The sequence below is a fragment of the Flavobacterium sp. KH_001 genome, from assembly GCF_057840745.1.
The window spans coordinates 4,903,042-4,917,717 of record NZ_CM174520.1; the positions used below are offsets into that span (position 1 = coordinate 4,903,042).

The 14,676-nt window shown below is 32.9% G+C and carries 13 protein-coding genes; 12 read left to right on the forward strand and 1 reads right to left on the reverse strand.

Features of this window, described 5'->3' with window-relative positions; genetic code table 11:
* Positions 1-141: 141 nt before the first annotated feature.
* From AC3ITQ_RS20750 to AC3ITQ_RS20790, 9 genes are all read left to right on the forward strand, one after another.
* The gene (locus AC3ITQ_RS20750) at positions 142-726 is read left to right on the forward strand and encodes an NUMOD4 domain-containing protein (protein WP_194656866.1); all 585 of its coding nucleotides are present in this window, start codon (positions 142-144) and stop codon (positions 724-726) included.
* Positions 727-1,067: 341 nt separating this feature from the next.
* A complete protein-coding gene (gene lpdA / locus AC3ITQ_RS20755) occupies positions 1,068-2,456 on the forward strand; it encodes a dihydrolipoyl dehydrogenase (protein ID WP_070907207.1) in 1,389 nt (462 codons plus the stop codon).
* A gap of 142 nt (positions 2,457-2,598) precedes the next feature.
* On the forward strand, positions 2,599-3,498 hold the full coding sequence (locus AC3ITQ_RS20760) for an arginase family protein (RefSeq protein WP_489235997.1): 900 nt from the start codon (positions 2,599-2,601) through the stop codon (positions 3,496-3,498).
* Positions 3,499-3,601: 103 nt separating this feature from the next.
* Entirely contained in the window at positions 3,602-4,261 is a 660-nt protein-coding gene (locus tag AC3ITQ_RS20765; RefSeq protein WP_489235998.1) for a carbonic anhydrase, read from the forward strand.
* 176 nt (positions 4,262-4,437) lie between these two features.
* Positions 4,438-4,977, forward strand: coding sequence for a hypothetical protein (locus AC3ITQ_RS20770; protein WP_489235999.1), 540 nt, complete (start codon positions 4,438-4,440; stop codon positions 4,975-4,977).
* 2 nt (positions 4,978-4,979) lie between these two features.
* Positions 4,980-5,183, forward strand: a complete 204-nt coding sequence (locus AC3ITQ_RS20775) for a helix-turn-helix domain-containing protein (protein WP_489236000.1) — start codon at positions 4,980-4,982, stop codon at positions 5,181-5,183.
* A 300-nt stretch (positions 5,184-5,483) separates the two neighbouring features.
* Entirely contained in the window at positions 5,484-5,873 is a 390-nt protein-coding gene (locus tag AC3ITQ_RS20780; protein ID WP_489236001.1) for a DUF1801 domain-containing protein, read from the forward strand.
* Between the two features lie 100 nt (positions 5,874-5,973).
* A complete protein-coding gene (locus AC3ITQ_RS20785) occupies positions 5,974-8,367 on the forward strand; it encodes a hypothetical protein (protein ID WP_489236002.1) in 2,394 nt (797 codons plus the stop codon).
* A gap of 155 nt (positions 8,368-8,522) precedes the next feature.
* The gene (locus tag AC3ITQ_RS20790; RefSeq protein ID WP_489236003.1) at positions 8,523-9,203 is read left to right on the forward strand and encodes a DUF4919 domain-containing protein; all 681 of its coding nucleotides are present in this window, start codon (positions 8,523-8,525) and stop codon (positions 9,201-9,203) included.
* Between the two features lie 287 nt (positions 9,204-9,490).
* Here AC3ITQ_RS20790 and AC3ITQ_RS20795 read toward each other — a convergent pair whose 3' ends face one another.
* Complete coding sequence (locus AC3ITQ_RS20795) at positions 9,491-11,998, reverse strand: M14 family zinc carboxypeptidase (RefSeq protein WP_489236004.1); 2,508 nt, start codon at positions 11,996-11,998, stop codon at positions 9,491-9,493.
* 205 nt (positions 11,999-12,203) lie between these two features.
* On the opposite strand from AC3ITQ_RS20795, the gene AC3ITQ_RS20800 reads away from it, so the two are divergent.
* The 3 genes from AC3ITQ_RS20800 to AC3ITQ_RS20810 all read left to right on the forward strand — a co-directional run bounded on the left by AC3ITQ_RS20800 (position 12,204) and on the right by AC3ITQ_RS20810 (position 14,633).
* Positions 12,204-12,800 carry an NAD(P)H-dependent oxidoreductase gene (locus AC3ITQ_RS20800; protein ID WP_489236005.1) on the forward strand — a complete coding sequence of 199 codons (597 nt, stop codon included), beginning with the start codon at positions 12,204-12,206 and terminating at the stop codon, positions 12,798-12,800.
* A 661-nt stretch (positions 12,801-13,461) separates the two neighbouring features.
* On the forward strand, positions 13,462-13,803 hold the full coding sequence (locus tag AC3ITQ_RS20805) for a nuclear transport factor 2 family protein (protein ID WP_489236006.1): 342 nt from the start codon (positions 13,462-13,464) through the stop codon (positions 13,801-13,803).
* Between the two features lie 344 nt (positions 13,804-14,147).
* Entirely contained in the window at positions 14,148-14,633 is a 486-nt protein-coding gene (locus AC3ITQ_RS20810; RefSeq protein WP_489236007.1) for an SRPBCC family protein, read from the forward strand.
* Positions 14,634-14,676 lie beyond the last annotated feature (43 nt).

The following is a 14,676-nucleotide window of genomic DNA, read 5'->3' on the forward strand; positions in this document are numbered from 1 at the left end:
TTGAAATGCTAAAAAAGTTCTTAAAAAAGTTAAATTAGCGTTATAGGAATCATAAATGTAATATTGTGTGGAAATTATGTAACTTTTTTAACTTTTGGTTTTTTTATCTTTGAGATAATAGAAATCAAATGTAAAAGAAAAATGCCACAAAACAGATTTTACCCAAACGAACAATTCAAAGAAATAGAAATAAATGCCTCATTACAATTACGTTACGCCATTTCAAACAGAGGCCGTTTAATAAGCTTTACTGACGAAATTGAAAATGGTCGTCTCCTAAAAGGCGGTTTGAGTGATGGTTATCCTACCTTCAGATTCAAGGTCAAAAAAGACGATAAAATTGTCAACAAATATCTTTTCCTTTATAAACTAGTGGCCCAATATTTTCTTCCGAAAGATTCTGAAGAACAAACTTATGTTTTGCACTTAGACTACAACCGAAGCAATGATGATGTAAGCAATTTACGATGGGCAACAAAAGCCGAAATGATGGCGCACAGCCGTAAAAGTCCACGTGTGATTCAGGCAAAAAAGAATTTAATCGAACACAATTTAAAAGCAGACGGAAGAAAATTAACCACAACTAAAGTGATGTTAATCAAGAAAATTTTGGCTCGACCAGAACAAAAAACACGTCTAAAAATGATCGCCAAACAATTTGGCGTTAGCGAAATGCAGATTAGACGTATTGCCAGCGGAGAAAACTGGGGACACGTTAAAGTATAATTATTAATGGTGAATGGTTAATTATTAATTACCCGTCACCTTTATCGAAGTCGAAGCTTTTCAGTACGAAAGGACTTCGACTTTGTTTATTTTGGCAAACACTATAATTTTCAGATTTATAACCACAATTCCAATTTCCAATTCATAATTCACAATTTACAATTAACAATTACATAAGTTTCTGTGAAAAGATCAAAATCAGTATGGGTAAAAATAAATTTTAAAGTGTTTTTTAAAATAAATCCTTAAATTCGCAATCACAAATAACAAAAGAAGAATCGAAGAGTGAGTTTCGGAATTATAAACCTCATTTTCGGTTATAAATACTAAAAACCAAAAAAATGAAATACGACGTTATTGTTTTAGGAAGTGGTCCTGGCGGATATGTAACAGCGATTAGAGCTTCACAATTAGGCTTTAAAGTAGCTGTAGTTGAAAAAGAAAACCTTGGTGGTGTATGTTTGAACTGGGGATGTATCCCAACTAAAGCATTATTAAAATCAGCTCAGGTTTTTGATTACTTAAAACACGCTTCAGACTACGGATTAAAAGTTTCTGAATTCGATAAAGATTTCCCTGCAGTTGTACAACGTAGCCGTGGTGTTGCTGAAGGAATGAGCAAAGGAGTTCAGTTCTTAATGAAAAAAAACAAAATTGACGTTATTGAAGGTTTTGGAAAACTAAAACCAGGTAAAAAACTTGACGTTACAGATAAAGATAATAAAGTTACTGAATACAGTGCTGACCATATCATTATTGCCACTGGAGCTCGCTCTCGTGAGTTACCAAACTTACCTCAGGATGGAGTAAAAGTTATTGGATACCGTCAGGCAATGACATTACCAACGCAGCCAAAATCTATGATTATTGTAGGTTCTGGAGCTATTGGAGTTGAATTTGCTCACTTTTACAACTCAATGGGAACGGAAGTTACTATTGTAGAATTTATGCCAAACGTTGTTCCTGTAGAAGACGAAGATATCTCAAAACAATTTGAGCGTTCTTTGAAAAAAGCCGGAATTAAAGTAATGACTAACTCATCTGTTGAGCGTATTGATACAACTGGTGCAGGAGTAAAAGCATTTGTTAAAACTGCAAAAGGAGAAGAAGTTCTTGAGGCTGATATTGTACTTTCTGCTGTTGGAATCAAAACAAACATTGAAAACATCGGTTTAGAAGAAGTTGGAATTGCTGTTGACAGAGATAAAATCTTAGTAAACGCTTACAACGCAACTAACATTCCTGGTTACTACGCTATTGGAGACGTTACTCCAGGACAAGCTTTGGCTCACGTAGCTTCTGCTGAAGGAATCAACTGTGTAGAAAAAATTGCTGGTTTACACGTAGACCCAATCGATTACGGAAACGTTCCTGGTTGTACTTACGCAACTCCTGAAATCGCTTCTGTTGGTTTAACTGAAAAACAAGCTAAAGAAAAAGGATACGAATTAAAAATTGGTAAATTCCCTTTCTCAGCTTCAGGAAAAGCTAAAGCTGCCGGAACTCCAGATGGATTCGTAAAAGTAATCTTTGATGCAAAATACGGAGAATGGTTAGGATGCCACATGATTGGTGCTGGTGTTACAGATATGATTGCTGAAGCAGTTGTAGCTCGTAAACTAGAAACTACAGGTCATGAAATCTTAAAATCCATCCACCCTCACCCAACAATGAGTGAGGCTGTTATGGAAGCTGTTGCTGATGCATACGGCGAAGTAATTCACTTATAATACAAACCGTTTTACGGTTACATATAATTTTCAATTTAAAAATCCGATTTGTGAAAGCAAGTCGGATTTTTTGTTTTGTATTTAATTCTTCATCAAAAACAAACCTATTTATTTTTATAACTTTACAATAAATAAAATTGTTATGAAAGAAGTATACATTGTTGAATTTCCATCAAATCTGGGTTTAAAAGAACCTCAACCCGGAAAAGAACCCGGCGTAAAAAAATTACCAGACTGGTTATGGAAAAACAATTTGCATAAATTCATTCCACATAAAGACATTATACGGCTTGATCCTCCAAAATATTCCAATAGTAAGGATAATGAAACCCAAATTCTCAATGCAAATTCTTTAGTTGAATATGCGCGCGAACAAGCCTATTTAATAAATAATTTATTGACTCAAAATAAATTCCCTTTTATATTAGGCGGTGATTGCAGTATTCTATTAGGATCAGCAATTGCTTTAAAACAAAAAGGAAATTACGGTTTATTCTATCTTGACGGCCATACCGATTTTATGGATGTTTCTTTATCTGAAACGGGAGGAGTTGGTGGAATGGCAGCGTCAATCGTGACCGGAAACGGACACGAGAAATTAACTAATATCCTTAATTTATCTCCTTATATAAAAGAAGAAAATCTTTGGTGCGTAGGCAATCGTGAATATGATGACGAATACGAAAATGAAATTCGGAATTCGTCTGCGACTTATTTAAGTCTTGCTATGTTACGAAAACAAGGCATTAAAAATTGTGTCAATTCTTTTCGTTCAGAAATTCAAAGTAAGAACCTAGATGGCTTTTGGCTTCATATAGATGTCGATGTTTTAAATGATGCTGTAATGCCATGTGTTGACAGCCGAACACCAGATGGACTTAATTACGAAGAATTTAACGAGCTTACCTCCTATTTATTTCAAAGTGAAAAATTAAGCGGACTCGAAATAACCATTTTAGATCCAGATTTGGATACTTCCGGGCATTATACAAGAGAATTCATAACCAATATTACAACTACTTTTAACTCGTCTAAAAAATAAATTTAATTGATACAATAAAAACTTCTTGTGGATAATTTCCAGGTAAAAGCAAGATAATTTTGCGCGGTTCTTTAAATAACAAATAATTTTAAAAATTCGTAAAATGAAAACAAAAATTGCAATACTTGTCTTAATCGCTTTTTCTATAATAAGCTGTAAAAAACACAAAACAGTTGAAGAGAAAATTTTAACTTCTTTTGAACAATTAACAGAAGGTAATCAAAGGTTTTTAAGTGGGAAATCAGCACACCCACGCCAGAACAAAAGAACTGTCTTAGCCAATCAGGACAGTCAGAAACCTTTTGCTGTTGTAATAACATGTTCGGACAGTCGTGTTTCCCCTGAAATCATATTTGATCAGGGAATTGGTGATTTATTTGTAATTCGAAATGCCGGAAACCTTATTTCGGATATTGATATGGGAAGTATCGAATATGCTGTAGAGCATTTACAGACCAAATTAATTGTTGTTTTAGGTCATACTGAATGTGGTGCTATCAAAGCTTATATCAATGATAAAGATGGTTCGTACAAAAAACATTTCAACCATATTGACAACATTATAGAAACAATTTCACAGGAAAAAGAAGAAATTGATGCCGATAAAGCAACTCCAAAAGCTACTAATTATTTAGGGGCGATTAATGCTAATATTGAGCATTCTGTAAAATTGATTCAAGACAATCCCATTGTAAAAGAGCATCAGGTAAAAATCGTTTCTATGCGCTATGATGTACATACAGGAAAAGTAATTCAGTTGTAAGTTAACTGTAAATAAAATATCAAAATCCGATTTGTAAAAACATGTCGGATTTTTTTTGAAATAAAAAGAATGTAAAGCTACTATAAGATCTCTTAAATATTTTTTGAACAAAAATTTATTGATAAACAATAAATTTTTATTTATATTTGCTATACATTTATTTAAAATCAAAAATCATGTCAAAAAATTCAACTTACATTTTAAAACTCCTGAATGTCGTTTCTTGGATTGTTTTTATTGGACTTTGTATAAAAGCGGGTTCACTATTGTGCTCTTACGGAGTAAGCATGTTTATCAATGAGGTCGGAGCAAAAAACCTGTCATTGGGTTTAGATTTGTCCCAATTAAAAGCTTATGACGTTGTAGATTACTCCATTATGGTTTTCTGCATTACAACAATTACTATATTCGAAGCATTGCTTTTTTATGCCGTTATTCAAATTTTCTTAAAAATTAATTACGTTAGTCCATTTCATGAAACAATTGGAAAATTGATCCAGAAAATGAGCGGTTTCTCTTTATTAATTGGTGTTTTCAGTAACATAACGGTTTCTTATTCAGGAAAATTCACCGCTATGGGAATGAACCTGTCGCACTTAACGGATCATATTGGACATGGTGATGCCTTTTTATTTTTTGCCGGAATCTTATACTTCATCTCACAGCTTTTTGCAAAAGGAATAGAATTACAAAAAGAAAACGAATTAACAATCTAACTATGCCAATAATAGTAAACTTAGATGTGATGATGGCCAAAAGAAAAATGTCATTAAACGAACTTTCAGAAAAAGTAGATCTAACCCTTTCTAACCTTTCGATCCTAAAAACCGGTAAGGCAAAAGCAATACGTTTTAGTACTCTCGAAGCAATTTGTAAGGTCTTAGAATGCCAACCCGGCGATATATTAGAATTTGTAGAATAAATACACTACATAGAATTTCAGAACAAAATCCGATTTGTGAAAGCAAGTTGGATTTTTTATTTGGGCGTGCCACCATCACGATAAGAGGGCAAAATTACTTTGAGCCTATACGCCCTCTTATCGTGATGCTGTCGGGCTATCCACGCTACTTCGGTAGCCTGCTCCTATCCCTCACGCAGTCCGGTTTTCATAAGAACTTATTTTTTCTTAATTTTTAGCAATAAAAAAAAGATTAATTTAGCTAATAGCAGTAATTTCAACATTGAGAAAAAAAAATTGTAAAACTTAAAAGTTGTCAAGATGAATGCAGCCGTAAAAGATTATAACAATTTACAAAGTGATTCAGACAAAGAAATTTGTAATCAACTTGCCATAATAATTAACGAACATCTGCCAGATGCAGAGAACAAAATATGGCACGCCCACCCTGTTTGGTTTTTAGACGGGAATCCGATTGTTGGTTATAGTAAATTAAAAAATAATGTTCGTTTACTCTTTTGGAGCGGGCAATCTTTTGACGAAGAAAAACTTTCAAACGAGGGTTCTTTTAAAGCAGCTGAATTTCGCTATACTTCATCGGAACAAATCAATGAAGAAGATTTAAAACGCTGGCTCAATAAAGCAAGAGAAATACAATGGGATTATAAAAACATCGTCAAGCGAAAAGGAGTTTTGTTACGATTAAAATAATATTTTGAAATAACCAAAACTTTAATATAATAACTCCAAAATTAAGAACCGCTTCATTGAACCCTAAAAAATGAAGGTTTTATTTTTGAAAACACCTTTTATGAGTAACTCTTTTTCATCGAAATCCAAGAATACGATACAGATAAAACTACACTTTCTGATAGCATCAATTTTACTACTTTCTTGCAGTTTTTCATTTTCACAAGAAAACACAAGAATAAAAAGTCCTTCAGAAAAAATAAAAACAGACACTTTATCAAAAACAACATTTGAAGAAACTGTAATTCTACCCTTGCAAAAAAACCAATTGTATTTTGAAAAAGTATTTCTTCATCTTAATAAAACTTCTTATTTCGCCGACGATATTATTTGGTTCAAAGCCTATGTAAGTGACATAAAAAACAAGCCATCCAATCAAACAAGCCGTCTTCATGTTTCTCTTTTGAATGCCGACGGAAAAACAATTCAAGACCAAAATATTTTTATAAATAAAGGTATTGGGAAAGGACAGTTTGTATTGAATGATACTTTAAAAAATGGTACTTATTACCTATTGGCTTCTACAAATTACATGAGGAATTTTGGAGTAGATCATCGCTTTTTTCAGAAAATCAACATTATAAACAAACTTGTATCAAAAGAAAGTAAGGGCAAAAACAATTATGATGTTCAACTTTTTCCAGAAGGTGGCTATTTATTAGAAGGAGCTGAAAACGTAATAGGCATAAAATCATTACTTAATGGTAAGGGACATGATTTTTCGGGAAAAATTATTAATCAAAAAAATCAGGAAATTGCAAGTTTCAAAAGTGAACATTCCGGAATGTCAAAGTGCCATTTTTTCTATGACCTGAACGAAAACTATACCGCCTTAATTAAAACGAATGACACGTTGTTTAAAGCAAATCTTCCCGCTGCTCAAAAAAACGGCATACTCCTGAATATTGACAACAACAATTCGGACATTTTAAAATTAATCATTAAAACTAACCGCAGTACGACATCCAAAAGCAATTACAAAATCTTATTTCACCAACGCAATCAAATTATTGATTATGTCGAGATTCCAGATTTAAAAACTCAAAACACCATTTTCGAATTCGACAAAAAAAACTTCTTCGAAGGCGTTAACACAATTACGTTATTCAAAGACAATCAACCTATTGCAGAGCGTAAATTTTATAAGGAAGACATAGGAAAAACAGTTAACCTTACGATAGAAAAAAATAATTTAGAGAACGATTCTATCTCTTATAAAATTAAGACAGACAAAAGTTTACAAGCCAATTTAAGTTTATCAGTGCTACCAATAAATGCCGCTAATTACGCTGAAACTATTACTATTAAAAGTGCTTTTTTATTATCGCCATTTGTAAAAGGACATATTGAAAATCCTGGTTACTATTTTAAGAAAGATAATCAAAAAAGAAATGAACATCTTGATTTACTGCTACTCACCCAAGGATGGACCCAGTTTTCTGTGAAAGAAATGGTAACAGATTTAAACCCTCCTTACCAATATGATTTTGAGGCTGGATTTAAAATAAAAGGAAATGTTTTTCCTAAACCAACTAATCAGCTAGCCTTAATGACAAAAGACAATTTGATCATTGACAAAATATTTCTAAACGACAAAAAAGATTTCAGCTTTAATAATCTCTTAATTTACAAAGGAGATCACATGAAAATTTCATTTATAAAAAATCAAAACGAGGCCATTAAACCCGAAAATCTTCATTTGGATACTGTTCAATCATCTCCTTTTTTTAATTTCAAAATAGAAAAAAGTAAAACAACAGATTCAGTCTTAAATTCTGATTTGTGGACTGAACTACATACTTCAGGTTCAATAAAACTCGATGAAATAAGTATTACCTCAAAAAACAAAACGTATACGGAACGAAAACAAATTATTCGAAAATACAAACCGTTAGTTTTTGACATTGGAAAATATTACAATTTACCAATAGCAGATCATTTTAAGAATAAAGATTTAATGTACTTTTTGAATTTTGACCAGGATACTAAATTGGTAAAATGGAATGGCATTGAAACTCACTTAGAGACCGGTATAAATAAGGAAGCTCTTTTGTATATTGACGGAAAACATATTACTTCAAACGAGCTTTCAAGTGTTTCCTTGCAAATAAATGAAATAGACAATATTTTAGTTCAGCCTGTTCGAGGCAATAAAATTTTTCAGGTTTTCACTTCAGAAAATTACCAAAAAGACATCATAGAACTTTTTGCAGAATATCTTGTGACCGACGGATTTGATCGAGAAAAAAAATACTATGCTCCAATCTACGATTTCGACGAAAATAAATATTCTAATTGGTTTGAAATTGACTGGAAACCAGATTTAGTAATCAAAAATGACGGCGAAACTTTCATTAAAATTAAACAAAATAAACAATTACAAGGCTATCTTTTTTCAGTTCAAGGCTATACACAAGACGGCTCTTTGATCTCAGAAATCATAACAATTAAATAAAATAAACTAGCTAGTTTCTTTTGCTTTTAATTGGCTAAAAATAAAACACTTATCATAATTCAAATCTTTTACTATTCTATTTTTCTTACAATGGAAAACATGAGTATTAATTTGTACTTTAGTTTTACCAAAAACCACAAACTAAATTATAACCTATGATCAGAAAAATTTTCATCTTAGTCCTATTATTTATGGGAGTACATGCTTTCTCTCAGGAACCTGCTTTTAAAATTCCAGATTATAAAGCGATCGAAAAAGAAATTAAAGACAAAAACTCTTCTTACTATTATCCGAAATTAATGGAAAGACTAGTGAAAAATGATACGCTTTTAACCACTGAGGATTACCAGCATTTATATCTTGGTTATGTTTTTCAACCAAAATACAATGCGTTCTGGAGATCTCCAGACGAAAAAAAACTTCGTGAATTTTACAGCAAAGAACAGCTCGACACCAAGGATTATGATGAAATCATCAAGTTAGCCAATCATTCCCTAAGTGATTTCCCTTTTGATTTAAAGCAGCTAAATTTTCTAAGTTACATCTATCACTTAAAAGGAGATGAAGAAGCTGCTAAAATGGCCTCGTTAAAATTCCACAACATTCTAAATGCCATTTTTTCGACAGGAGACGGAAAACAGTGTGAAACCGGGTTTCATGTTATACTTGTTGAACATGAATATCTAATGCTTAATGTTTTTGAAATCGAAAGTAAATCCCAGGCTTTAGTTGGTAATTGCGATTATCTAAGTTTCGAAAAAGGGAAATACAAAGTGGATGGTATTTACTTTAATATCGAAAAGATGTTGGAGAACGAATCTAAGGCTTTGAAGTGAAAAAACTTTATATTATTACAATAAAAAACAAAAGCCATCAAAACGACTGTTCCTGTTGAAGAAATCCAACTGGGAATGGGAATAAGTACTTTTTGAAAAACAAATCTCTTCTCTAGCCCCGATGGGAGCGGTATCTCCCGATTTAGAAAAACAAGGCTTTTTAGCCGTAGTTTTTGTTAATTGGGAATATAGGGGACAGCGGGACTGAACGCACTTTTGAAAATGAAATCTTCTGCTTCTAAATAAAAAAAAGCTCTTCAGATATAAATTTGAAGAGCTTTTTTTTATTAGTTGACAAGAAACAATGAATTGCTGAATAACAGTATTCCGTTTTCCCAGAAGCCTCTGAAGAGCGGATTGTCCATCATATAGATTACACTTCCGTCTCCTCTTTTATCTACCGCAAAACTTACCGTCTCATTGAGTTTTTTGCTAATTGTATGTCCAACGAAACCATAACTGACAAATCCTTTTGGAATATAGGCCACATTGATGGCGCTTTTTAAAAGGGAATACGATCTTTCGTTGGTTTTAAGACTGAAATAAGTATTACCCAAACCAAAAGCCATTGGGTAGGTTTTATCTAATTTGTTTTCAATAATCGCGCCCGGAATTGTTCCTGAAATCTCTCTTCGCTCTGATCCTTCGAAGTCTAAAAAGCGTTTTTTAAGTTCGATTTCCTTTTCTTCTTTCTCTGATTTTTCTTTGTCTTCTTTGCTTGCAAACAAACTCAAAGCATAGCCCTCGCGATCTTGAAATAACGAAATAGCGCTGCTCATCGCGATTACTTTCCCGCCACTTTTAACCCATTCGTCTATTTGTTTTTTCTGATCGTCTGAAAAATCATAGGAACCGTCATTAAGAATTAAAGTGTTGTAATTGTATAATTTAACTCTGTTGAAATTGGCTGTTTCGACAATACTAACGGGATAACTTATAGTTTCATCGAGATAATGCCAGGTCGCACCAAACTCGGTTGAAACAATTCCTTTACCTGATAACATCAGGATTTTTGGTGCTTTTAGCAATACGAAATTCTCCCCACCAATATCTTTCGAATTGGTTGAAAATCCGGTTGTGATAAAACTATAGTCTGTTTTAATTTTGATAATATCCGAAACTGTTTTCTCAAAATCGGCTATTTTTGGATTATCGGCGCGGCTAATAATTAAGCCTCCCGGTTCGATCGTCATGGTTCCGAAAACCGCTTTTTTCATAGCAGAACGCACTTTTATTCCGCCTTGATGTAATAATGAAATTACCTGCGCTGAAGTTCTGTTATTCCATGGCACATAAAATGCATAAACGCTGGCTGGAAGCGTTTTTGCAGCTGTTTCTATTTTCGCTTTTGTTTTAACGGAAAGGTTATTTTTTACCGCATAACCTTCAACTCCATATGCCAATGGCAAAGCCCAGGCCGTGATATCGTAAGATAAGCTATCGTTTAGTTTTTGATTCGGTTCAAATAAAACCTGTGCCAGAACTGATCTCGGCTGATCTGCTTTTATAATTAAATCATTTGGTTCGATTTTAAAACTTTCATTTTTTTTGTTTTGATAATGAAAACCTGATGCGCTGCCTGAAGCATCTGCATAACTGAATTCAATATCATTTTTCTTCAGCATTTCTGCCAACTGATCCAGTTTTGGGTTTGCTTTTAAAACATAAGTATTATAAACCCCTTTCGCTTTTATTCGCGCATTGGTATGAAAATCCCTGAATCCTTTTAAGAGAACGTCTTTTTGTGAAGCGGCACTTTCTACAACCGTCAAAACTGCTGCTGCGTGATGTGTTAATCGATCTTTGATTGTTACATTAGTACCGTTTTCCATTGTTATTTCACGACCTGCTCCTATTCCGCCCTGTTCTAATGTTAGTCCAACTGCACCGTTGTATGTTGGATAGGTATCGCCGTAACTAGGATAAAACAAATCGAAACGCTCTCTGGTATTGTACATCCAGTTTTGCTTGTCGAATTTTTGCGAAATATTTTTACCCAAAACATTGTAAAAATCTTTTTGGTATTGTTCTATAAATTCATGCAAAGGTTCTGCTGCAGGTGGAAAAAAATAGGGTGAATTGTAACTCATTTCGTGTACATCAGTATGTACTTGCGGCATCCATTGATTGTATAATTTAATACGTTGCTGCGATTCGATTTGTGTTTGCCATGCCCAATCTCTGTTTAAATCAAAAAGATAGTGATTGTAACGTCCGCCCGGCCAAACTTCCATATGTTCTCTATCATATAAACCCGGGTGATTTTTCTTGCCTGTAATTTCTCTAAGCCAGTTTCCGTAACGTGAATAACCGTCAGGATTGATACACGGATCTAAAATTACAATGGTGTTTTTAAGCCATTGTTTGGTAGCTTCATTTGATGGATTCAAAAGCTCATAAGCAACTGTCATAGCACTTTCGGTTCCGGCAAATTCATTTCCGTGAACGTTGAAACTTAGCCATACAATTATTTTATCATCGACGGTTGTGGTTTTGTTTCCTGATAAACCTATTGCTGCTAAATTGTTGTTTCTTATTTGTTCCAGATTGGAAAGGTTTTCCGGAGTTGAGATATAATAAACATTCAGATCGCGCTGTTCGTTTGTTGCTCCGTATTTCTGTTTTTTAATGAACTGAGATTGTTCTGTCAGATATTTAAAATAATCTTCTACCTGATGATAGTAACTGATTTGTTTTCCATAATTGGGAATAAACTCTGATGGTGTTTTTAATTGTGCAAAAACAGAAAAAGAAGTACTTAACAGTAATACTGCGGCGCAAAATGTTTTCTTCATAAGTGAATTGAATTTGTAGATGGTTAAAAATAAGAATTAACTTTACAATGACCTACAAATCACAAAAAATAATATTGTTTTAAGTAAAACATTACATTATTTATTCTGAATTTGATTTTTTACTTCGTTATCTTTAATCTAGTTTTAATTTGTATTTTCGTTTGATAGTATACAGAATTCATTATCCTAACTTTGATAATCACTTATGAATATTTTAATCATCTACGCACATCCAAGTAAAAAGTCTTATACTTTTCAGGTTATGGAACATTTGAAATCTCAAATTTCAAAGCAAAACTGGAATCTTGAAGTCTCGGATTTATACGCGATGAATTTTCAGAGTGATATGTCCGAGCAAGAGTATGAAAGAGAAGGTTTTGCGAAAACAGAACTTCCTATTTCTAATGATGTTTTGGATGAGCATGCCAAAATCGAAAAAGCGGATTGCATTATATTTCTTTATCCGGTTTGGTGGAGCGATTGTCCTGCTAAACTCAAAGGCTGGTTTGACAGGGTTTATTCTGTTGGATATGCTTATGGGCAAAATGAAACTTCGCAAAGTATGAAAACCATTCCGTTTGGACTTGTGATATGTACAGCCGGGCATCCAAATGATTTTTTGAGAGAAATAAATATGGCGCAGAGTATGGAGACCATTATGCTGGAAGACCGACTTGGAAAACGTTTTGAAAATAAAGAAATGTTGATTTTAGGAGGAACATTGGAATTGGAGAAAGCGATGGCGAAGCATTTTATTGAAATTGAAGAAGTTGTTGATAGGATTCGTAAATATTGCGATTAAGTTGGACACAGATTTTGCAGATTTAAACGTACTTACGCAGATATAGTTTTTACTTTATTAAAATAAGTTTTGTAGTTATTATTGCAGTGAATATAAAATTGTTATTTTCGTATTTATCTGCAATTTCTTACAATTAAAACAACGTATGATCCTTAAAAAAATAAAAGCCCACCACTTATTTTTAATTGTTTCGATTCTTATTTTATTGATAGGAATGTATCGAAGTACTGATCCCAATTCAATTCTGGACATTAATGTTCATGATACCTATTATGTGATATCCAATTATGATTGTACATTAGTTTTGTTTACTACTTACTTTTTGACTGGACTACTCTACTGGCTATTTGAAAAACTACCTCAAAAGCAGCTTATAAAACCTTTAACTATAATTCATTCTACTATTGTGATTGGAAGTTTTATAATCTATTGGTTAATTATTTTTCTAGATGATAAATTGTTTGTAATTGACCCTAATTTTCCTTTACTCAATTATAAAGATCAAGTTATAAATATAACTTTAGTTTTAGAATTATTTATTATAACTTTTGTAGGGATCCCAATTTTTATAATTAATTTATTGATTGGGCTGCTGAGAAGAACTGATAATAAAATTTAATTTAACAGCAAGGTTCGCAAAGATTAATTCAATTAAACTAAAATGACAATACAAGAAATCATTGACAGACAAATGTCAGCCTTTAACAACAAAGACATTGTAAAGATGATGTCTCTTTATACAGATGATACTAAGATTTATACTTTTTCAGATCATGAATTAGTAATTAATGGCAAAAAAGAATGTGAGGAAATGTTTGTCAAACTCTTCGAGCAATCTCCGGATTTGAATGCCAATTTTATAAAAACCATTTACTTTACTAATAAAGCAATCGTTCATGAATATGTTTACGGACGAAATGGAATTAAGGAAAAAAAAGAACAAGTCGTTATTTTTGAAATACAAGACCAAAAAATAAGCAGGATGGATATTATAAGGGAATGATTTTTTATTTCTTAAAAAAACTAAACTTCTAATATAGCCCCGATGGGAGCGGTATCTCCCGATTTAGAAAAACAAGGCTTTTTAGCCGTAGTTTTTGTTAATTGGGAATATAGCGGACAGCGGGACTGGTGGTTCTTTTGAAAATGAATCTTCTGCTCCTGATATTTAAAATTCCAAATTAAAAAATTCCAAATTCCAATCCCGAAGTCTCGGGATAAATTCCAAAAATCTAAAATCTAAAATCTAAACTTGTCTGATTCACCCCTTACAATTGTCTTGCAAACACCCTAACATATTGATTTTTAGATTGTAAATTTGTTATCTAACTTTCTAAACTACACAAAATGAGTGTGCAAGATTTTACCACGACCCTTATAGTTGACCAATCTCCAGAAGAAGTTTTTAATGCTGTTACTAACGTTCGAGGATGGTGGTCTGAACAAATTGATGGCCATACAGCCCAATTGAACGATGAATTTGATTATCATTATGAAGATATACATCGCTGCAAAGTCAAATTGATTGAGGTGATTCAGAATGAGAAAATTGTTTGGCTGGTGGAGCAAAACTACTTCAAATTCACCGAAGACGAAACGGAATGGACGGGTACAAAACCCACTTTTGAGATCTCGGAAAAAGATGGAAAAACCGAGCTTCGATTTACGCATGTAGGATTGGTTCCAGATTATGAGTGTTTTGATATTTGCAAAGATTCGTGGACCAATTACATTCAGAACAGTTTAAAAAAACTAATTACTACCGGAAAAGGTCTGCCCAACGGTAAAGACAAACCGCAGACAGAAAACGAAAAAAAACTGAGTGCGAAGTAATTAGTCTCCTGAAATAATAGATTTGGTTCTTTTTGCTAATGAT

Coding starts and splice junctions, on each gene's coding strand:
- AC3ITQ_RS20750 (WP_194656866.1), top strand. CDS start 142: ATGCCACAAAACAGATTTTACCCAAACGAACAATTCAAAGAAATAGAA.
- lpdA (WP_070907207.1), top strand. CDS start 1,068: ATGAAATACGACGTTATTGTTTTAGGAAGTGGTCCTGGCGGATATGTA.
- AC3ITQ_RS20760 (WP_489235997.1), top strand. CDS start 2,599: ATGAAAGAAGTATACATTGTTGAATTTCCATCAAATCTGGGTTTAAAA.
- AC3ITQ_RS20765 (WP_489235998.1), top strand. CDS start 3,602: ATGAAAACAAAAATTGCAATACTTGTCTTAATCGCTTTTTCTATAATA.
- AC3ITQ_RS20770 (WP_489235999.1), top strand. CDS start 4,438: ATGTCAAAAAATTCAACTTACATTTTAAAACTCCTGAATGTCGTTTCT.
- AC3ITQ_RS20775 (WP_489236000.1), top strand. CDS start 4,980: ATGCCAATAATAGTAAACTTAGATGTGATGATGGCCAAAAGAAAAATG.
- AC3ITQ_RS20780 (WP_489236001.1), top strand. CDS start 5,484: ATGAATGCAGCCGTAAAAGATTATAACAATTTACAAAGTGATTCAGAC.
- AC3ITQ_RS20785 (WP_489236002.1), top strand. CDS start 5,974: ATGAGTAACTCTTTTTCATCGAAATCCAAGAATACGATACAGATAAAA.
- AC3ITQ_RS20790 (WP_489236003.1), top strand. CDS start 8,523: ATGATCAGAAAAATTTTCATCTTAGTCCTATTATTTATGGGAGTACAT.
- AC3ITQ_RS20795 (WP_489236004.1), bottom strand. CDS start 11,998: ATGAAGAAAACATTTTGCGCCGCAGTATTACTGTTAAGTACTTCTTTT.
- AC3ITQ_RS20800 (WP_489236005.1), top strand. CDS start 12,204: ATGAATATTTTAATCATCTACGCACATCCAAGTAAAAAGTCTTATACT.
- AC3ITQ_RS20805 (WP_489236006.1), top strand. CDS start 13,462: ATGACAATACAAGAAATCATTGACAGACAAATGTCAGCCTTTAACAAC.
- AC3ITQ_RS20810 (WP_489236007.1), top strand. CDS start 14,148: ATGAGTGTGCAAGATTTTACCACGACCCTTATAGTTGACCAATCTCCA.